Annotated in this window: 21 protein-coding genes; 3 read left to right on the top strand and 18 right to left on the bottom strand. The window is 68.8% G+C overall.

Annotated features, from left to right (window positions below):
• Positions 1-9: 9 nt before the first annotated feature.
• Positions 10-1,569, bottom strand: coding sequence for a hypothetical protein (locus AB6V31_RS05230; RefSeq protein ID WP_369364483.1), 1,560 nt, complete (start codon positions 1,567-1,569; stop codon positions 10-12).
• Positions 1,570-1,875: 306 nt separating this feature from the next.
• Here AB6V31_RS05230 and AB6V31_RS05235 point away from each other — a divergent pair, with 306 nt between their 5' ends.
• Positions 1,876-2,859: an asparaginase gene (locus AB6V31_RS05235; RefSeq protein WP_369364484.1), complete on the top strand. Its 984-nt coding sequence runs from the start codon at positions 1,876-1,878 to the stop codon at positions 2,857-2,859.
• Between the two features lie 36 nt (positions 2,860-2,895).
• On the opposite strand, the gene AB6V31_RS05240 is transcribed toward AB6V31_RS05235, so the two are convergent.
• From AB6V31_RS05240 to prmC, 17 genes are all read right to left on the bottom strand, one after another.
• On the bottom strand, positions 2,896-4,428 hold the full coding sequence (locus AB6V31_RS05240) for an APC family permease (protein WP_369364485.1): 1,533 nt from the start codon (positions 4,426-4,428) through the stop codon (positions 2,896-2,898).
• Positions 4,429-4,471: 43 nt separating this feature from the next.
• Positions 4,472-5,245: a PP2C family serine/threonine-protein phosphatase gene (locus tag AB6V31_RS05245; protein ID WP_144782135.1), complete on the bottom strand. Its 774-nt coding sequence runs from the start codon at positions 5,243-5,245 to the stop codon at positions 4,472-4,474.
• Positions 5,246-5,363: 118 nt separating this feature from the next.
• Entirely contained in the window at positions 5,364-6,344 is a 981-nt protein-coding gene (locus tag AB6V31_RS05250) for an aldo/keto reductase (protein WP_369364487.1), read from the bottom strand.
• Positions 6,345-6,409: 65 nt separating this feature from the next.
• Positions 6,410-7,105: a hypothetical protein gene (locus AB6V31_RS05255; RefSeq protein WP_056227142.1), complete on the bottom strand. Its 696-nt coding sequence runs from the start codon at positions 7,103-7,105 to the stop codon at positions 6,410-6,412.
• 100 nt (positions 7,106-7,205) lie between these two features.
• Positions 7,206-7,955, bottom strand: coding sequence for a YaaA family protein (locus tag AB6V31_RS05260; RefSeq protein WP_369364488.1), 750 nt, complete (start codon positions 7,953-7,955; stop codon positions 7,206-7,208).
• 72 nt (positions 7,956-8,027) lie between these two features.
• A complete protein-coding gene (locus tag AB6V31_RS05265; RefSeq protein ID WP_056227136.1) occupies positions 8,028-8,288 on the bottom strand; it encodes a F0F1 ATP synthase subunit epsilon in 261 nt (86 codons plus the stop codon).
• A gap of 1 nt (position 8,289) precedes the next feature.
• The gene (atpD, locus tag AB6V31_RS05270) at positions 8,290-9,738 is read right to left on the bottom strand and encodes a F0F1 ATP synthase subunit beta (RefSeq protein WP_369364490.1); all 1,449 of its coding nucleotides are present in this window, start codon (positions 9,736-9,738) and stop codon (positions 8,290-8,292) included.
• A gap of 22 nt (positions 9,739-9,760) precedes the next feature.
• A complete protein-coding gene (locus AB6V31_RS05275; RefSeq protein ID WP_056227129.1) occupies positions 9,761-10,660 on the bottom strand; it encodes a F0F1 ATP synthase subunit gamma in 900 nt (299 codons plus the stop codon).
• 24 nt (positions 10,661-10,684) lie between these two features.
• Complete coding sequence (atpA, locus tag AB6V31_RS05280) at positions 10,685-12,316, bottom strand: F0F1 ATP synthase subunit alpha (RefSeq protein WP_056227128.1); 1,632 nt, start codon at positions 12,314-12,316, stop codon at positions 10,685-10,687.
• 62 nt (positions 12,317-12,378) lie between these two features.
• The gene (locus AB6V31_RS05285) at positions 12,379-13,167 is read right to left on the bottom strand and encodes a F0F1 ATP synthase subunit delta (protein WP_369364493.1); all 789 of its coding nucleotides are present in this window, start codon (positions 13,165-13,167) and stop codon (positions 12,379-12,381) included.
• On the bottom strand, positions 13,167-13,724 hold the full coding sequence (locus tag AB6V31_RS05290) for a F0F1 ATP synthase subunit B (protein WP_369364494.1): 558 nt from the start codon (positions 13,722-13,724) through the stop codon (positions 13,167-13,169). The genes AB6V31_RS05285 and AB6V31_RS05290 overlap by 1 nt, the downstream gene beginning before the upstream one ends.
• A 35-nt stretch (positions 13,725-13,759) precedes the next feature.
• Positions 13,760-13,993, bottom strand: a complete 234-nt coding sequence (atpE, locus tag AB6V31_RS05295) for a F0F1 ATP synthase subunit C (protein WP_043360904.1) — start codon at positions 13,991-13,993, stop codon at positions 13,760-13,762.
• A 44-nt stretch (positions 13,994-14,037) separates the two neighbouring features.
• Complete coding sequence (gene atpB / locus AB6V31_RS05300) at positions 14,038-14,739, bottom strand: F0F1 ATP synthase subunit A (protein WP_081349663.1); 702 nt, start codon at positions 14,737-14,739, stop codon at positions 14,038-14,040.
• A gap of 322 nt (positions 14,740-15,061) precedes the next feature.
• Positions 15,062-15,550: a hypothetical protein gene (locus tag AB6V31_RS05305; protein WP_369364496.1), complete on the bottom strand. Its 489-nt coding sequence runs from the start codon at positions 15,548-15,550 to the stop codon at positions 15,062-15,064.
• Positions 15,547-16,719: an MraY family glycosyltransferase gene (locus AB6V31_RS05310; protein ID WP_369364497.1), complete on the bottom strand. Its 1,173-nt coding sequence runs from the start codon at positions 16,717-16,719 to the stop codon at positions 15,547-15,549. The genes AB6V31_RS05305 and AB6V31_RS05310 overlap by 4 nt, the downstream gene beginning before the upstream one ends.
• Complete coding sequence (locus AB6V31_RS05315) at positions 16,716-17,453, bottom strand: L-threonylcarbamoyladenylate synthase (protein WP_369364498.1); 738 nt, start codon at positions 17,451-17,453, stop codon at positions 16,716-16,718. The genes AB6V31_RS05310 and AB6V31_RS05315 overlap by 4 nt, the downstream gene beginning before the upstream one ends.
• 39 nt (positions 17,454-17,492) lie before the next feature.
• Positions 17,493-18,386, bottom strand: coding sequence for a peptide chain release factor N(5)-glutamine methyltransferase (gene prmC / locus AB6V31_RS05320; RefSeq protein ID WP_369364499.1), 894 nt, complete (start codon positions 18,384-18,386; stop codon positions 17,493-17,495).
• Positions 18,387-18,484: 98 nt separating this feature from the next.
• Between prmC and cysK the strand changes: the two genes are divergently transcribed.
• Both cysK and epsC read left to right on the top strand, forming a co-directional pair.
• A complete protein-coding gene (cysK, locus tag AB6V31_RS05325) occupies positions 18,485-19,423 on the top strand; it encodes a cysteine synthase A (protein WP_056227115.1) in 939 nt (312 codons plus the stop codon).
• A gap of 1 nt (position 19,424) precedes the next feature.
• The gene (epsC, locus tag AB6V31_RS05330) at positions 19,425-19,994 is read left to right on the top strand and encodes a serine O-acetyltransferase EpsC (RefSeq protein WP_268103583.1); all 570 of its coding nucleotides are present in this window, start codon (positions 19,425-19,427) and stop codon (positions 19,992-19,994) included.
• Positions 19,995-20,030 lie beyond the last annotated feature (36 nt).

The following is a 20,030-nucleotide window of genomic DNA, read 5'->3' on the forward strand; positions in this document are numbered from 1 at the left end:
GGTGGTCGATCAGGAGGCGGGGGTGAGCTGGGGCCCGAAGGCCTCGATCTCGGACAGGGTCATCCAGGTGGACGAGGTCTTGTTCTTCACCAGCACGCGAAGACCCGTGGCCAGGACGGGACGCGAGGCGGTGACCTCGAGACGCAGGTCGGCCGAGGTGTTGGCGGCGGGCCAGGCGGTGGCGGAGGGAAGGTTCGCCCACCCGCCGCGTGTGGTGCGGTACTGCACGGTCACCGAGCCGATGTTCTGCTTGCCGCCGATGTCGTACACGTTCACGCTCGAGATCTGCCGCGGCTGGTCGAGGTAGAAGGTCACGCGGTTGGGGTTCACGCGGTTCGCCGCGCCCCCCGAGCGCCAGTCGGCGAAGCCGGTGGCGGTGCGGTTCCCGTCGGTGAGGGCGAAGGTCGTGGAGTCCTTGAACGACCAGTCGGGGTGCACACCCGACTGCCGGAGCACGTTCACCTGCTGCGCGGCCGAGACCGTGACCACGAGCGTGGCTGAGAAGCCGAGCCCCGAGACCGCCGGGACCTTCACCGTTCCAGGCGTCGAGAGCGCGGCATCCGTCACACCCGTGAAGTCCCAGCGCACGGGGGCGGTCAGGGTCTGCCCGGTGTCGCCGATACGACGCTGCACCGTGGCCGGGGCCCGCATGGCGACCTCGGCGACGGTGGCGCCCGCGTAGGTGGTGAGCGCGGAGTCCGCGGCGTCCGAGAGGGCGCCGACGGCGACGGATGCCGTGAGAGCCACGTCTTCACCGAAGAAGCCCTTCGCCGTTCCGGTCACCGAGACCACTCCGGGCGTCAGCCAGGTCGTCGCGGCCGGCAGCGCCCAGGTGATGGGCGACAGCGTCACCGTGCGGCCCCAGCCGTAGCGGCCGCTGAGTGAGCTCGGCAGGGTCGGGAGCACACCCGGCGTGGTGACGAGCGAGGGAGAGGTCACGGTCGGGGTGAGAGCATGCACGCGCCACTGCTGCACCGCGGCGGAAGCGATGAGGGTGTAGGTCTGCACCTCGGAGCCGTCGGCCGTCTTCCAGTTGTAGAGGTCGAGAGCCGATTCCCTGCCCTCGCGATCGCGCTGCACGTTGACGAGGTTCACGGCCCCGTTGCCCGCGTCGCGCAGCTCCCACTGGGCGTAGGGGTCGGTCGCGGCGTCGGCGACATCGGCCGTCTGCAGGTAGCGGAAAGCGTCCTGGTCGTTGCGCGAGCGGGTGAGGACGCGGTCCTTCTGATCGGCGATGAGGTATGTGCGCGCCGAACCGACGACCGGGTACAGGCGAAGCGCCTGAGCGGACAGCGTCCGAGGGTCGGCTTGCGCCATCGACGAGATCGATGCCACCGCCGGAGTGGTCGAGCCGGGCGCGCTCGAGACCTGAGCGTCCCCCGCCCCGATCTGGAGCACCTTGCCGCTCGCGTGAACACTCTCGACGAGTACGAGCTGCGCGGCGCCGACGGCCGACGCGGAAACGGGCGTTTCGGTGGCGGCGAGGGCGGGAGGGGCGGATGCCAACAGGCTCGCGGCGGCCACGAGGGTCGCGGCCGCGCGGAGCAGTCGCGATCGGGTGGGGGTCATGAGAGGCGGGTCCTTCCGGGTGCGAGCGCTCCCCCGACGCGCGCACGTCGGCGCGAGGAGCAACGGGCACCCGCCGGGGTGGCGGGACGCGTGGCTGAGGGGGCTGTGGGGAGCGGCCCGCGAGAGCGGGCGACCCGACTGTAGGGAGCGCCCCCGCCGGACGCGGGTCCGGGAGCGGTCGCTCCGGTGAACGACGCCCGTCCTGTTCGGTGCCCGGTGCGGGACGGCAGCCGATGACCCCTTTCCGTGTCCGTCGGCCGCGTCGGTGACCGGGTCGGGAGCGGGCCCCCGCGATACGATGGACGGATGCCCGCTACGCCCCCCGCCTCCGTCGAACTCGCCGTCGTCGACCGCAACGATTTCGTCGAATCCCGCCACTACGGCGTCGCCGTTGTCCTCGCCCCCGACGGGTCCGAGAAGCTGACCCTCGGCGATGCGAGCGCGCTCTTCCTCCCCCGCTCGAGCATGAAGCCCCTGCAGGCGCTGGCGTGTCTCTCGGCGGGCGCCGAGCTCGCCGACGAGCGTCTCGCGATCTCGATGGCGAGCCACGCGGGCACCGAGCGCCACGCCGAGGTGGCTCGCGGCATCCTGCAGTCCGCCGGCCTCACCGAAGATGACCTCGGGTGCCCGGCGGCCTGGCCCACTGACACCGCGTCACGCGACGAGATGGTGCGTGATCACGCCGCGCCCTCGCCGTTGCGCATGAACTGCTCGGGCAAGCACGCCGCGATGCTGCTGACCTGCGTGGCGAACGGCTGGAGCACGGGCGACTACCTCGATCCGCAGCACCCGCTGCAGGCGCACATCCGCGAGGTCATCGAACGTCTCGTGGGTGAGCGCATGACCACGACGGCGATCGACGGCTGCGGAGCCCCCGTCTACGCGATGAGCCTCGTTGGTCTCGCGCGGGCCATCCAGCGCATCGCGACGTCGTCGGAGCGCTCCCCCTTCGCTCTGCACCGCAGCGCCGGAACCCTCGTGCGCGCCGTGCGCGAGCACCCGTGGACCATCGACGGCCCCGGCCGGCCCGACACGATCGTCATCGAACGCCTCGGGGTCTTCTCGAAGATGGGCGCCGAGGGCGTGCAGGTCATGACCGCCCCCGACGGCTCCACGGTTGCCCTCAAGATGCTCGACGGCTCGAATCGCGCCGGACATGTCGTCGCGCTGCGCCTGCTCGAGAGGGTCGGGGCTCTCACCGCCGCGGCGGTCGACGACACCGTGGCGCAGCTCTCGCTGTCGATCCTGGGCGGCGGTCGCGAGGTCGGTTCGATCCGCTCCGCGGTCTGACCCCGACGCCCCGCCCCTCCACGGTGCGGGGGCCGTTCAGATGCCCCCGTCGACCGAGCGCGGGTGGGCGATCGGCTCGTCCGGGACGAGCACCTCGGTCTCGCGGTTGAGGCTCTCGCCGCGGAAGAACGGCTTCGATCCCGGGAACAGGTACCAGAGCACCATCAGCACGACCCCGATCGCCAGCGCCCCGATACCGACGACGAAGGTGCCGCCGATGCCGAGGAGCACGGTGTTGCCGTACTCGGGGTCGTACATGTCGACGGCCGACTGCACGAAGGCGTACGTCAGCATGAGGGCTCCCAGCAGGGGCAGGATGCCGCGGTAGACGAGGTTCTTCGCCGACGAGAACAGCTCGCGTCGGTAGAACCACAGGCAGGCGTACCCCGTCATCGCGTAGTAGAAAGCGATCGCGAGCCCGAGCGACAGGATCGAGTCCTGCAGGATGTTGTCGCTGATGATCGTCATGCCGACGTAGTAGACGCTTGCGACGACGCCCATCACCAGCGTCGAGAACGACGGCGTGCGGAAGCGGGGGTGCACCGTCTGGAAGCGGTGCGGCAGCGCCTTGTAGGCGGCCATCGCGAGCGTTCCCCGCGCGGTGGGGAGGATCGTGGTCTGCGTCGACGACACCGCCGAGATGAGCACGGCGACGATGAGGACCCACCCGAACGGGCCGAACAGGTCGTCCTTGAGCGCGAGGAACACGTCGTCGGCGTTGGCGGGGTTGGCCAGCCCCGCTCCGTCCTCGCCGACGCCGGCGTACATCATCGCCGCCACCGTGACCGTGACGTAGGTGCCGAGCAGGATGACGGTGGTCAGGAGCGCGGCGCGCCCCGGGATGCGCTTCGGGTCCTTGGTCTCTTCGTTGAGCGCCAGGCAGGTGTCCCACCCCCAGTAGATGAACAGCGCGAGCAGGACGGCCTCGGTGAACCCGCTCCAATCCGTGAACCCGAAGGGGTTGAACCACGCGAGATCGAAGGGGGTGGGATTCGGCGCCGTCCCGTCGAAGAACTTCCACAGCGCCAGCGCCACGAAGAGAACCAGCACGAGGTACTGCACGGCGAGCAGGATGTTCTGGATCCGCTCGCCGATCTCGACCCCGCGGTAGCTCACGTAGGTCATCGCGGCGATGAAGGCCACGCCCGTCGCCGTGACGAGCGGCACGTTCTCGGCGAGGGAACCGTCTCCGATGAGCGACCACAGGTAGATGCCGGCGATCTGCGACAGGTTGGCGAGCACCACCATCCCCGCGACGGCGACGCCCCAACCTCCCATCCACCCGACCCAGGGGCCGAACGCCTTCGTCCCCCACGTGAACGTGGTGCCGCAGTCGGGCACCTCGGTGTTCAACTCGCGGTAGGCGAAGGCGATGAACAGCATCGGGATGAAGGCCAGCACGAACGCGATGGGCGCCGACGCCCCCACCGCGAGGACGACGAAGCCGAGCGTCGCGACGAGGGAATACACCGGTGCGGTGGATGCCAGACCGATCACGGTCGAGCCCCACAGGCCCAGGGTGCCAGTGGCCAGGCCTTTGCCGGCCGTCCGTTCGGGTGCGGAGGTCATATGCCGAACGTAGAATCCGCGGTCTCCGCGGTCAAGATGAATTTCAGGCGGAGCGGCGGGCGACGTCGAGCACGACGATCGAGATGTTGTCGCGTCCGCCGTTCTCGAGGGCGGCGGCCATCATGGCCTCGACGGCCGCGGCCGGGTCGGCGTTCGCCTCGAGGAAATGACGGATGCCGAAGTCCGTGAGCTCTTTGGTGAGACCGTCGGAGCAGATCACGAAGCGATCGCCGTCGAGCACGTCGAGACGGAGGTAGTCGGGCTTGACGCTGTCGCTCGGTCCCACGGCTCGAGTGATCACGTTCCCGTAGGGGTGGTTCTCGGCCTCTTCGGGGCTCAGACGCCCGGCGGCGATGAGCTCTTGCACCACGGAGTGATCGGTCGTCACCTGGACGATCTCGCCGTCGCGCAGAAGATACACGCGCGAGTCGCCGATGTTCAGCGTCACCCAGTGCGGTTCTTCGGTGTGGGTCTCGAGGTACACGCCGGTGAGGGTGGTTCCGGTGCCCTCGTCGGTGGTCTCGGGGTGGGCCACGATGTCTTTGACCGCGCGCGAGAGCGCCTTCTCGATGTTCTTCGTCGAGACCGGGCCCGTCGCGACCACGGCACGGAGCCGTTCGACGGTGCTCGCGCTCGCGATCTCTCCACCGAGATGCCCGCCCATACCGTCGGCGACGACGAACAGCGGGAAGTCGGCGAGGACGGCGTCCTGGTTCACCTCGCGGCGGCGTCCGACCTCGGTGCTGGCCGCCCACGACAGCTCGAGAACGGTGTCACCGAGCGGGACGGTGCGCGTGTGGGTGGTCACCTCGGGCACGAACGATCCTCCGGTTGGCCGACGACTGCGCCGGCGGAAACGCACGGCCCTGTCATCTTAGTCGACGCTCGGGCACGATCCGAGGACGCGCCGCACCGACACATCCCAGCGGTGGCATTCATCCCGCGGCCGGATCGGCGGGCAGAGGAAGGATGCCGTCGATCTCGGCGAGATCCTCGGCGCTCGGCGTCCAGGCGGTGGCGGCTGCGGCATTGGCGCGCACCTGCTCTGCGCTCGTCGCGCCCGCGATGACGCTCGCGACCAGGGGGTTGGCGAGGAACCAGGCGAAGGTCGCCTCGAGCATCGTGATCCCGCGTGCATCGCAGAAGGCCTGGTAGCGCTCGAGCGCGTCCCAGGGGGCGTCACGCCACAGGTGGGGTCGCTGACGCATGATGCGGCTCCCCTCAGGGCCCCCGTCCCGCCTGAACTTGCCGGTCAGCAGGCCGTTGTGCAGGGGGAAGAAGGGCAGGAACCCGAGGCCGTAACGAGCGGCGGCCGGCAGCACCTCCCGCTCGGCGGCGCGGGCCAGCAGGCTGTACTGATTCTGGGCCGAGACGAACCGCACGCCGTCGGCGGCATGCTCGGCCTCGGCGATCCGCCACCCTGAGAAATTCGAATGCCCGATGTAGCGCACCTTGCCCTCGCGGACGAGGTCGGCGAGGGCGTCGAGGGTTTCCTCGATCGGCGTCGACGGGTCGGGCGTGTGCAGCTGGTACAGGTCGATCCAGTCGGTGCGCAGGCGTCGGAGCGAGTCTTCGACGGCACGACGCACGTGCGCGCGGGATCCCTTGGACCCCCCGGTCACCGCGGGGGCGAAGTCGGCGTGCCCGAACTTCGTGGCCAGCACGACCTGATCGCGGCGCCCCTCGAGCGCCTCCCCCATCAGCGTCTCGGACAAACCGAACTCGCGACCGTACATGTCGGCGGTGTCGAGGAAAGTCACGCCCGCATCGATCGCCGCATCGAGCACCGCGCGCGTTCCGTCGAGTGTCTCGGTGGCGGTTCCCGCTCGTCCGAAGTTGTTGCAGCCCAGGCCCACCGCGGAGACGCGGAGTCCGGAGCGACCGACGGCACGAAGAGGAAGAACGGAGGACGTCATCTCTCCACGCTATCGCCGAGGACGACGAAGGGCTCCCCGTCGACACGGGGAGCCCTTCGCGGAGGTCAGACCTGGGGGCCGGCCGGCGGAGCCGGGGGCGGCGGCGTCGTTCCCGGAGCGGGCGGGGGCGGCGTCGTTCCCGCTGCGGGCGGAGTCTGCGGCGGGCTGTACGGCTGCGCCGGCGGTGCACCGTATCCGGGACCGGCGTATCCTCCGCCGTTGCCGGCGACCGGCTGGCTGGGCTGAACGGGGATGCCGTTCCAGACCGTCTTGTCGGCCAGGAAGGAGTTCGCCCACGGCGCGGGCGGGATCGCGGGGTTCCAGCGGTTGTTGCTGAATGCAATGATCGCGAGCCAGATGAGCGCACCGACGCCCGGGATCAGCCAGAGAAGAAGCAGCGGCCAGTCCTTACCGAGCTTGAGGCCGATACGGTACGAGTACATCACCGCGACGGCGAGGATGACCAGGCTGAACACCGGTCCGATGACGGGGATGTTCGACAGGACGCTCGAGGCGACGATGGCGATCAGCACGACCCACGGCGACACGTCACCGAGCTTGGCCGCGATCAGTCCGTTGTAGACCGGAACCCAGGCGCGCCACTTGCCCTGCACACCGGCCTTCTCGAAGATCTTCATGTAGAGGAACGACGAGATCACGTACGCCGCGAGGGCGAGGATGAGGAAGATCGGGATCAGGACGAGCAAGATGGCGAGAGCAGCGGCGCTGCCCCCGTCGTCGTAATAGTAGGAGTCACTCATGCGAGTTCCTTTCCAAGCGAGTGCGCGGGAAGCATCCACGCACCCCCCGCGCCTCACATGCTAGCGAAGCTGAGACTTTCCTGACAGGGGCACGCCCATGTCATACAATGAGCGCCACCTCGCCGGCCTCCCCCGGGCGGACCACCCACCCCGCGTCGGACGCCCAGCTCACGAACTCGTCGAGCGAGGCGATGCGGACGCCCCGGCACGCGAGGGATCGCACCAGCTCACCCTTCGCATGCTTGTTGAAGTGGTTGAGTGCGCGAGTCCGACCACCCGAGTCCTCGCTCATGACCCGCACGTAGGCGGAGGGGACACCCTCGGGCAACGGCCCGAGAGCCGCGTACGCCTCCGAGCGCAGGTCGAGGACGAAGTCGGGTCGGCGCTGCGCCCACGCCTGTCGAACGGCATCCGCCCAGATCCGCCGGAGAGCCGGGACGCCGGGCAGCGACGTCCCCGCTGCCAGGCGATACGGCGGGATGCCGTCGAGGGCACCGACCGGCCCGAACGGCGCCGACTGGATGAGGACGTGCTCGCCGAGCCATGAACGGGATGCCGCATCGAGGGACGCGGCATCCAGGGCATCGAACAAGACCCCGGTGTAGCGATCGATCGCCGGCATGGTGGGCGCCGTGCGCACCGCGGCGTTGTCGGCGATCTCGTGCCGACGCTTCGCACTGATCTTCAGCACGCGCGCGGCCTCGTCCTCGTCGGAGGACAGCGCGACCAGCGCGGCGACGACCGTTTCGCGCGCGTCCCGGAGAGAAGGGAGCGCAAGGGACGGCAGATCGAGCATCGGACCGTCGCCGCCGGGGCGCTTGGTCTCGGACGGAGGGAGCAGGACGAGCATGGGACCCTTCGGGAAAACAGCGACGCGCGCCGCCCGGAGAACCGGGCGACGCGCGTCAGCGATGAAGCGGCGTCAGGAGACGAGAGCGGCGTTTCCGGCGACGATGGTGAGTTCGTCGTCGGCCATCGACAGGAAGCCGTCCTCGGCGTTGGCCAGGATCTTCGTGCCGTCGGTGCGGGTGATTCGCACCTCGCCCTGGGCGAGGATCGCGAGCACCGGCTCATGCCCCTGCATGAAGCCGATCTCACCCTCGACGGTCTTGGCGACGACGAGCGTCGCCTCCCCCGTCCACACCTCGGCGTCTGCCGACACCAGGCTCACGCGCAACGACATGTCAGCCGTTCTCCTTCTGAATCTGCGCCCACTTGGCCTCGACGTCGGAGATGCCACCGACGTTGAAGAACGCCTGCTCGGCGACGTGGTCGAAGTCACCCTTGACGATCGCGTCGAACGACTCGATGGTCTCCTTGATCGGGACCGTGGAGCCCTCGACACCGGTGAACTTCTTGGCCATGTAGGTGTTCTGCGAGAGGAACTGCTGGATGCGGCGCGCACGCGACACGACGATCTTGTCTTCCTCGGAGAGCTCGTCGACACCGAGGATGGCGATGATCTCCTGCAGTTCCTTGTTCTTCTGGAGGATCTGCTTCACGTTGGTGGCGACGCGGTAGTGGTCGGCACCGATGTAGCGCGGGTCGAGGATGCGGCTCGTCGAGGTCAGCGGGTCGATGGCCGGGTACAGACCCTTCGACGCGATCTCACGCGAGAGCTCGGTGGTGGCGTCGAGGTGCGCGAACGTGGTCGCGGGAGCCGGATCGGTGTAGTCGTCGGCGGGGACGTAGATCGCCTGCAGGGAGGTGATCGAGTGACCGCGCGTCGACGTGATGCGCTCCTGGAGCACACCCATCTCGTCGGCGAGGTTCGGCTGGTATCCCACGGCGGAGGGCATGCGGCCGAGCAGCGTCGAGACCTCGGAACCGGCCTGCGTGAAGCGGAAGATGTTGTCGATGAACAACAGCACGTCCTGCTTCTGCACGTCGCGGAAGTACTCCGCCATCGTCAGGGCCGAGAGGGCGACGCGCAGACGCGTTCCCGGCGGCTCGTCCATCTGGCCGAACACGAGGGCGGTCTTGTCGAAGACACCCGCCTCTTCCATCTCGGCGATGAGGTCGTTGCCCTCACGGGTGCGCTCACCGACACCGGCGAACACCGACACACCACCGTGGTCCTGCGCGACGCGCTGGATCATCTCCTGGATGAGGACGGTCTTGCCGACACCGGCGCCACCGAACAGACCGATCTTTCCACCCTGCACGTAGGGGGTCAGGAGGTCGATCGACTTGATGCCGGTCTCGAACATCTCGGTCTTCGACTCGAGCTGGTCGAAGCTGGGCGCCTTGCGGTGGATGCCCCAACGCTCGGTGACCTCGATGGTCTCGCCGGGGGCGCCGTTGAGCACCTCGCCGGTCACATCGAAGACCTTGCCCTTGGTCACGTCACCGACGGGCACCGAGATGGGGCCGCGGGTGTCGCGCACTTCCTGACCGCGGACCATGCCGTCGGTGGGCTTGAGCGAGATGGCGCGGACGAGGTCGTCACCGAGGTGCTGGGCCACCTCGAGAGTGATCTCGGTCGACTGGTCACCGATGGTGATCGTGGTCTTCAGCGCGTTGTAGATCTCGGGGATCGCGTCATGCGGGAACTCGATGTCGACGACCGGGCCGGTGACGCGCGCGACGCGTCCGACGACGGCCGCGTCGGTCTTCTCGGCGGTGAGGCTCATGGCTTCTTCTCTCCTTGGGAACTTACTTGCCGGATGCCAGGGCATCGGCGCCGCCGACGATCTCGGCGATCTGCTGCGTGATCTCCGCCTGACGCGCGTTGTTGCGCAGGCGGGTGTAGTCGGTGATGAGCTTGTCGGCGTTGTCGCTGGCCGACTTCATGGCCTTCTGCGTCGCGGCGTGCTTGGCGGCCGACGACTGGAGGAGGGCGTTGAAGATGCGGCTCTGGACGTAGACCGGCAGGAGCGCATCGAGCACGGTCTCTGCATCCGGCTCGAACTCGTAGAGCGGGTACACCTCGGCCTGGGCCGGAGCCTCGTCCGCCTCGAGGACCTCGAGGGGAAGAAGACGGACCGACTCGGGCGACTGCGTCATCATGCTGACAAAGCGGTTGTACACGAGGTGGATCTCGTCGACGCCATCGTTCTCGCCACCGGCGCGGTAAGCCTTCAGGACGGCATCCGAGATCTCTTCCGCCGTCGAGAACTGCGGGGTGTCGGTGTCGCCGACCCACTGTGCGACGCTCGCCATGCGACGGAACTGGAAGTACCCGACGGCTTTGCGCCCGACGAGGTAGAACACGACCTCTTTGCCCTGCGAACGGAGCAGCTCGGCCAGCTCGAGCGCCTCACGGAGGATCTGCGAGTTGAACGCGCCGGCCAGGCCGCGGTCGGAGGTGAAGACGACCAGGGCCGAGCGACGGATGTTCTCACGCTCGGTGGTCAACGGGTGATCGACGGAGGAGTGAGTGGCCACCGCGGAGACGGCGCTCGTGACGGCCCGCGCGAAAGGGGATGCCGCGCGCACACGCGCCATCGCCTTCTGAATGCGTGAGGCCGCGATGAGCTCCATCGCCTTGGTGATCTTCTTGGTCGTCTGAGCAGAAGAGATCTTCTGCTTGTAGACCCGTAGCTGTGCGCCCATGATTTACGTCCGTGTCCTCGCTCCTCAGCGACGGCCTTTGACGATCCGCTCCTGGTTCACGTCTTCCGCCTCGGCGGCGTCGACCTTCTCGGCGCCGACGACGCCCTGGTCCTTGCCGGGCTGGAACTCCTTGGTGAAGGCGTCGATCTGCTTCTCGAGCTCGGCGAGGGTGTCGTCACCCAGCGCGTTGGTCTCGCGCAGCGTGTCGAGCACGGTCGAGTTGCGGCGGAGGTAGTCGAGCAGCTCGCGCTCGAAGCGGAGCACGTCCGAGACCTCGACGGTGTCCAGCTTGCCGTTCGTGCCGGCCCAGATCGAGACGACCTGCTCCTCGACGGGGTACGGCGAGTACTGCGGCTGCTTGAGCAGCTCGGTCAGACGCGCACCGCGTGCCAGCTGACGACGCGAGGCCGCGTCGAGGTCGCTCGCGAACATCGCGAAGGCCTCGAGCGAGCGGTACTGCGCCAGCTCGAGCTTCAGGGTTCCGGAGACCTTCTTGATCGACTTGACCTGAGCGTCACCGCCGACGCGCGACACCGAGATACCCACGTCGACCGCGGGACGCTGGTTGGCGTTGAACAGGTCGGACTGCAGGAATATCTGGCCGTCGGTGATCGAGATCACGTTGGTCGGGATGTATGCCGAGACGTCGTTCGCCTTGGTCTCGATGATGGGAAGACCCGTCATCGAACCCGCGCCGAGCTCGTCGGACAGCTTCGCGCAACGCTCGAGCAGACGCGAGTGCAGGTAGAAGACGTCGCCGGGGTACGCCTCGCGGCCCGGCGGGCGGCGCAGGAGCAGCGAAACGGCACGGTAGGCCTCGGCCTGCTTCGACAGGTCGTCGAAGATGATGAGGACGTGCTTGCCGCCGTACATCCAGTGCTGGCCGATGGCCGAGCCGGTGTAGGGGGCGAGGTACTTGAAGCCGGCGGGGTCGGAGGCGGGGGCCGCGACGATGGTGGTGTACTCCATCGCGCCGGCCTCTTCGAGCGCGCCCTTCACCGAAGCGATGGTCGAGCCCTTCTGGCCGATCGCGACGTAGATGCAACGCACCTGCTTGTCGACGTCGCCGGACTCCCAGTTCGACTTCTGGTTGATGATCGTGTCGATCGCGATGGCCGTCTTACCGGTCTGGCGGTCGCCGATGATGAGCTGACGCTGGCCGCGGCCGACGGGGATCATGGCGTCGATGGCCTTGATGCCGGTCTGGAGGGGCTCGTGCACGCTCTTGCGCTGCATGACGCCGGGCGCCTGGAGCTCCAGGGCGCGGCGGCCCTCGGTCGCGATCTCGCCGAGACCGTCGATGGGGTTTCCGAGCGGGTCGACGACGCGACCCAGGTACCCGTCGCCGACGCCGACCGAGAGGACCTCACCGGTGCGGGTGACGCTCTGGCCTTCTTCGATGCCGGAGAACTCGCCGAGCACGACGACACCGACCTCGTTCTCGTCGAGGTTCTGGGCGAGGCCGAGCGTGCCGTCCGCGAAGCGGATGAGCTCGTTGGCCATGACGCCGGGAAGGCCCTCGACGTGAGCGATACCGTCGGCCGCGTCGACGACGGCGCCGACCTCGGTCGCCGCAGCGCCGGTGGGCTCGTAGGCGTTGACGAAGTCCTTCAGCGCGTCACGAATGACGTCGGGGCTGATAGAGAGATCTGCCATTGTCTTCCTTCGTTCGTGGGGCACTCGGCCCCCAGATCCACGCCCACTCGGGCGGAAAGTCTTCAGCCGGCGATGCGCTGGCGGAGGTCCGCGAGGCGTGCGGACACGCTCGCGTCGATCACGTCGTCGGCGACCTGCACGCGCAGCCCACCGACCACGGTCGGGTCGATCACGGTATTCAGCGTGACGGCCGAACCGTAACGTGCGCTGAGAGCGTTCTGGAGGCGGGACTGCTGGTCGGCGTTCAACGGCGTCGCCGCGAACACCGTCGCGACGATGCGCGCGCGCTGCTCGGCGACGATGCGCTCAGCGCGACGTAGGAGAGCACGGACGCGACGACCGCGGGCGTGCTTGACCAGCGACGACACGATAAGTGCGGTCCCCGCGCTCGCCCGGCCGTCGAGGAGCTTCGAGACGAGAGCCCCCTTGGCCGACGCGCCGCCGAGGCGGCCGCCCAGCGCGAGCTCGAGTTCGCCGTTGGAGGCGACGGTGCGCGAGAACGAGAAGAGCTCGGCCTCGATGTCCGCGTCCTCGGCGACCGAGGTCGCGAGCACAGCGAGCTCTTCGAGTCCTTCGACGAACTCCGCGGAGTTCGACCAGCGCTGCTGCGCGGCGCTGGTCAGCAGCGCCACGGTCGCGGGCCGGTACGAGGCTCCGAAGACGCCGGACACCAGACCCGCACGAGCGGCGGGCGGCACCGACGAGTCGGACAGCGCGCCGCTCAGCTGCGCCGAGCCGCTCACGGCACCGACGGCCGCGAACAGTTCGCGCGCGACGTCGAGATCGACGCCCGAGGTGGAGGCCAGGGCCTCCGCGGTCGCGGTCCGCGCCTGAGTGGTCGCGCTGCCCATTACTTGGCCGCCTTCTCGGAAGCCTCGAGCTCGGCGAGGAAGCGGTCGACCACGGCGTTGGCACGCGCGTCGTCCGCCAGGGTCTCACCGATGACGTTGCCCGCGAGGTCGACCGCGAGGGTACCGACCTCGGAACGCAGCTGCACGAGGGCCGTCTGACGCTCGGCCTCGATCTGAGCGTGCGCGGACGCGGTGATGCGAGCGGCCTCGGCCGACGCGGTCTCCTTGGCCTCCGCGACGATCTTGCGACCGTCCTGAGTGGCGTTCTCGCGGATCTCACCGGCTTCCTTGCGCGCCTCGGCGAGCTGGGCGGTGTACTCCTCGAGGGCGGCCTCGGCCTGTCGCTGAGCCTCGTCGGCCTTGGCGATGTTGCCCTCGATGGCAGCACTGCGCTCGTCGAGCAGCTTCGCCATGCGCGGCAGAGCGACGCGCCACACCACGAAGATGATGACGACGAAGCACACGGCCGACCAGATGATGTCGTAGACCGCGGGAAGCAGCGGGTTGTGCGCTTCCCCCGCGGGCTCCGCGGCGAGAGTGACAAGAGCGTTCAGCATCCTGTCTCCTTACAGTGAATCGAGAGCGGCCGGGATCAAGTGAAGATGAAGCCGGTTGCGATACCGATGAAGGCGAGCGCCTCGGTGAAGGCGATACCGATGAACATCAGGACCTGCAGGCGGCCCGCGAGCTCGGGCTGACGAGCGACGCCCTCGATCGTCTTGCCGACGACGATGCCCACGCCGATGGCGGGACCGATGGCGGCGAGACCGTAGCCGATCGTGGCGACGTTACCGGTGACCTGGGCGAGAACCGTAGTTGCGTCCACGGGTTTTTTCCTTTCGTTGGGTGGCTCGGCGTGCGCCGGGCCGCTCAGTGCTCTTCTGCGACCGCGAGCTGGATGTAGACCGCGGTGAGGATCGCGAAGACGTACGCCTGGAGGAAGGCGACGAAGATTTCGAACAGGGTAAAGGCGAAGCCGAAGGCGAGGGAGCCGGCGCCGAGCGCGGTCCACCATCCGCTGAGGTCCACCACGAAGAACTGCGTCGCGGCGAAGAACAGCACCAGCATGAGGTGGCCGACGACCATGTTCATCAGCAGTCGCAGCGTCAGGGTGACGGGGCGGATGATGAAGGTCGAGAGGAACTCGAGCGGGATGATCAGGATGTAGAGGAACCAGGGCAGCCCGGGAGGCATCAGCGAGTTGCGGAAGAAGCCGCCGGGGCTCTTCTTGATGCCCGCGTAGATGAAGGTGACGTAGGCCACGATCGCGAGGAGCATCGGAACCGCGATGACGCTGGTGCCGGCAATGTTCAGGAACGGGATGACACCCGTGATGTTCATGAACAGCACCATGAAGAAGATGGTGGTGAGGATCGGCAGGAAGCGCTTGCCGTCCTTGCGACCCAGGATGTCCTCGGCAATGTTCACGCGGACGAAGTCCAGGCCCATCTCGACGACGCTCTGGAAGCGACCGGGGACCACCGTCATGCGACGCGTGCCGACGACGAGGAGCGTGACCAGAACCACCGTCGCGAGCATCTGGATGAGGTTGATGCGCGTGATCGCGAACATCGTGCCCTCGAACAGCACCGCGTCGGGGAAGAACTCCGAGATGGAGGGCGGGTGGAATTCCGCACCCGCAGACGCGAAGTTCGTGATCAGGGTCGCAGCTTGAGTAGTCAGCGCTGGCTCCAGCTTCGGGGCATCGGTGTGAACCGTTGCGACGATGGTCGGTGATTGTTACCCGAAGTGCGAGCTTGGAGAAGAATTCCAATCGCGGGTGGGTACTCGTCCACCCTATCAAACTCCCGGCGGATCCATGAGTCCGCCCGGTGCGATCGTCTCGGCGCCGGACTAATGTGCCGCCGCCGACCGCACCATGGGATACGGCCGCTCAGGAGCGACGGTCGCCCGCCTCGGGGTCAGTGGGCAGGGTCACGTCGCTGACGCTGGGGATGCGCATGCGCAGGAGGACGACCACGTCGACCGCGAGCGAGGCGATGACGCTGACGACGAGCGCGACGTAGAACACCACGGGGTCGACCCAGCCCTGTCCGCGCAGCACGACGATCGCCACGATGAACAGGATGAGCTTGAGCAGCCAGCCGCCCAGCACGATGCCGAAGAAGATCGGGACGTAGAGCGGATCGCCGAACCACCGGTTCGCCACCAGGATGCTGATGGCCGTGACGGCGAGGAAGATCGCGCTGACCGCGACGCCGGACAGAGCGCTGCCGAGGCCGCCCCCTCCCCCGACGAGGAATCCGATGACTGCCCCGAGCACGAGGAGCACCGCCGTCACGATGCCGCCCCAGACCAGGGCGGTGCGCAGCACCGGGGTACTGGAGAGGGAACGACGAGGGGCGGGGGAAGCACTGCTCATGAGGGGGACTCCGGTCGGGTGGGTCGGGGGCGGCGGGACAGCCGCAGTCGGTGCTGGGAGGGCAGGAGGGTGAGAACGACGCACGCGATGACGCCGATGACACCGAAGACGATGCCGAAGGCGTAGTCGCCGGGCCAGCTCTGCTGGGTGCCGATGTACATCAGCAGGAACGCGAGGCTCACCACGGCCGTCCAGCTGTAGAAGATGAGGACTGCGTCACGGTCGGTGTGCCCCATGTCGAGCATGCGGTGGTGCAGGTGCTTGCGATCCGGCGAGAACGGCGACCTGCCCGCCCACTGCCGGCGGGCGACCGCGAGACCGAAATCGAGCAGGGGCAGCAGGACGATGACCACGGGCAGCAGGATCGGGATGAACGCACCGAGCAGCTGCGACCGGCCGATCTTCTCGGGATCGAGCACTGCCGGGTCGAGCTGACCGGTGATGGCGACGGCCGAACTGGCCATGAGCAGCCCGAGCATCAGGGCCCCCGCGTCTCCCATGAAGAGCTTCGCCGGCGTCCAGTTCATCGGGAGGAAGCCGAGGCACGCTCCTACGAGGACGGCCGCGATGAACGACGCGAGGTTGAAGTACGTGCTCGCTCCGGTGTCGCGCACGAGCAGGTAGGAGTACGCGAAGAAGACGCCGTTCGCGATCAGGCAGACGCCCGCGACGAGACCGTTGAGTCCGTCGATGAAGTTCACCGCGTTCATCACGACGACCAGGGCGAACACGGTCAGCAGGAAGCTCACCCAGCTGGAACCGACCGTGAGGGCGCCGATCGGCAGCGAGAGGATCTGCAGTTGACCGAACCAGGCGATGATGCCCGCGGCGACGAACTGCGCCCCGAGCTTGATCATCCAGTCGAGGTCCCACAGGTCGTCGGCGACGCCGACGAGCACGATGAGCAGGACCGCCCCCAGCAGGGACAGCACCGGCACGGGGTCGATCCAGAAGATCGCGAAGTAGGGGTTGCGGCTCGACAGGGCGAAGGCCGCCACGACGCCGAGGAACATCGCGACTCCGCCGAGGCGCGGCGTCGGCGTCTTGTGCACGTCGCGGTCGCGGATGCCGGAGTACAGCTTGAACCGCAGCGCGAGCTTCCACACCACCCACGACAGCGCGAGCGTGACCGCCGCCGTGAACAGGATGGTGAGGAGGTATTGGGTCACGGACCCGGCGCCTCGGCATCCGGGGTCGTGGCGGCGGGGGCGGCGAGCGGGTCGACGACCTCGTCCACGGGGTCGGGCTCGAGCAGGTCGCCCACGACGGCGCGCAGCCGGTCACGCGAGATCGCGCCCTCGCGCAGCACCCGGATCTGCGGCTCCGCTCCCCCGACGAGCGTGGTCGCGTCGATGATGGTGGAGGCGATGCCTGTCTCGCTGACGCCGGCGTCGAGGTAGACCGCGACGCTGTCGCCGAGCATGTCGCGCGCGGAGTCGATGTCGACGGCGGCGGCGCGACCGGTGAGGTTCGCGCTCGACACGGCCAGCGGACCGGTCTCTTCGAGGAGTTCCAGCGTCATCTTCTGGGCGGGCATGCGCACGGCCACCGTGCCGTGGGTGTCTCCGAGGTCCCACGAGAGCGAGGGCTGCGCGGGCAGCACGATGGTGAGGCCGCCCGGCCAGAACTCGCGGACGAGGTCGTCGACGGCGGGCGGGATCTCGGCCACGAGGGCCCGCAGCGTCCCCACCCCCGGCACGAGCACGGGGGGCGGCTGCCGGCGGCCCCGGCCCTTCGCCTCGAGCAGGCCGGCGACGGCGCGCGCGTTGAACGCGTCCGCGGCGATTCCGTAGACGGTGTCAGTGGGGAGCACGACGAGTTCGCCTCGGCCGATCGCTTGACGCGCGTGGCGCATTCCGGACAGCAGCTGCGACTCGTCACGGCAGTCGTAGACGGGTGACATAACGCGCGCCAGTCTAGTCGCGCGCCACCGCCCGCGTCGTCAGGGGCGCACGGCGGTCGTGGCGCGATCCCGGGTCGTGAGGTCCGGGTGGGTCGCCGCCGATCGCCAGCCGTCGGCGATGAGGATCTCGCGGATGGCCGCGCCCTGCCACTCCCCGTGCTCGATGACGATCGTCGCGCCGGGATGGCCCAGCCGCAGGCCCACGCGACTGAGGTGGCGCACAGCATCCAGCCCGTCCGGTCCTCCGTAGAGCGCCGCGGGTGGGTCGTAGAGGCGCACCTCGGGATCGCGGGGTATCGCGTCGTCGGGAACATAGGGAGGATTGGATGCCACGACGGACACGGTTCCGTCGAGCTCGGGAAAGGCGTCGGCGAGGTCGACGAACGCGAGCGTGACGTTGTCCGCGCCGATCCGGGCGACGTTGTGCTTCGTCCAGACGAACGCGTCGACCGAGTTCTCCGCGGCGAAGACGCGGGCGTGGGGCACCTCGGTCGCCAGCGCCAGCGCGATCGCTCCGCTGCCCGTGCCGAGGTCGACGGCGATCGGAGCCTCCGACGCGGCCGAACGCAGGGCATCGATGGCGAGCTGAGCCATCATCTCGGTCTCAGGACGGGGCACGAAGACCCCCGGTCCGACCGCGAGCTCCATCGATCGGAACGGGGCGAGACCCGTGAGGTGCTGCAGCGGCTCGCGGGCGGCGCGGCGATCCACGAGCGGCGCGAGGGCGCGGGCGGCGGGTTCCGGCATCCGGTCTCCGCGGATCGCGGCGGCCTGGACGCCCCCGCGGGACGATTCGAGGACGTGGGCCACCAGCAGTTCGGCGTCGACCTGGGGGTCGGGAACACCCGCCGCGTTCAGTCGGTGAGCGGCCGCGCGCACGGTGTCGGCGACCGAAACGGCCGTGGGGGCGGGAGGCGGGACGGTTCCTGACATGACAGGAGCCCAGCCTAGTCGCGCAGCGTCACACAGCCGGTGGTGTCGGAGGGCTCGCCTAAAATGAACGCGTCCCGACCGACGGCGAAAGGCGAGCCATGCCCGGCATCCACTCCGACATCACCTCTGCATTCGGCGACACGCCGCTGGTGCGGCTGAACCGCGTCGCGGAGGGCGTCGGCGGCCAGATCCTCGCCAAGCTCGAGTTCTACAACCCCGCCTCGAGCGTCAAGGACCGCCTCGGCATCGCGATCATCGACGCGGCCGAGGCATCCGGCGAACTGAAGCCCGGCGGCACGATCGTCGAGTCGACCAGCGGCAACACCGGCATCGCCCTCGCGATGGTCGGCGCCGCGCGCGGGTACAAGGTCATCCTCACGATGCCCGCCTCGATGTCGAAGGAGCGCCGCATCCTGCTCAAGGCGTTCGGCGCCGAGCTCGTTCTCACCGACCCGACCAAGGGCATGTCGCACGCCGTCGACGAGGCCAAGCGCATCGTCGCCGAGACCCCCGGTGCGGTGTGGGCCCGCCAGTTCGAGAACGAGGCGAACCCCGCTATCCACCGCAAGACGACGGCCGAAGAGATCCTGCGCGACACCGAGGGCAAGGTCGACTACTTCGTGGCCGGCATCGGCACGGGCGGCACCATCACGGGTGTGGGCCAGGTGCTGAAGGAGCGCGTGCCCGGGGTCAAGGTCGTGGCGGTCGAGCCCGCCGACTCCCCCGTGCTCACCAAGGGCCACCCCGGCCCGCACAAGATCCAGGGCATCGGCCCCAACTTCGTGCCCGCGATCCTCGATCGCGACATCATCGACGAGGTGATCGACGTCGAGTTCGACGACGCCATCCGCCTCGCCCGCGAGACCGCGGCGAAGGACGGCATCCTCGTGGGAATGTCGTCGGGGGCGGCCATCTGGGCCGCCCTCGAGGTCGCGCGTCGCCCCGAGGCGGCGGGCAAGAACATCGTCGTCATCATCCCCTCGTACGGCGAGCGGTATCTCTCGACGGCGCTCTACGAGCACCTGCGCGAAGACTGACGTGGGGGTCCTCTCCCGCGTCCGCGAAGACATCTCCTCCGCCAAGCTCCGCGATCCCGCGGCGCGCGGCGGCCTCGAGATCGCCCTGCTGTACCCCGGGCTTCACGCTGTGTGGTCGTACCGCATCGCGAACCGGCTCTGGCGACGGGGCCTGCGTTTTCCAGCGCGGGCCCTGTCGCAGGTGACCCGGTGGCTCACCGGGGTCGAGATCCACCCCGGCGCCACGATCGGTCGACGCTTCTTCATCGACCACGGCATGGGTGTCGTGGTCGGCGAGACGGCCGAGGTCGGCGACGACGTGATGCTGTACCACGGCGTCACCCTGGGCGGTCGTCAGCGCGAGGGCGGCAAACGCCACCCGACCCTGCACGACGGGGTGGCCGTGGGCGCGGGGGCCAAGATCCTCGGGCCGATCACGCTCGGTGCGCGGTCGGTCGTGGGGGCGAACGCCGTGGTCACCCGCGATGCACCGGCCGACAGCGTGCTCGTGGGCGTCCCGGCCAAGGCGCGCACGCGCCGCAACGGCGAGGACACCCGCGCGCTGCTGACCACCCCGGAGTACTGGATCTGACCGCCGCGGCGGCTGTTTCCGTTCGGCCGGCCCGCC

Source organism: Microbacterium sp. 16-032 (genome assembly GCF_041079455.1).
In the GTDB taxonomy this organism is placed as follows: Bacteria; Actinomycetota; Actinomycetes; order Actinomycetales; family Microbacteriaceae; genus Microbacterium; species Microbacterium testaceum_A.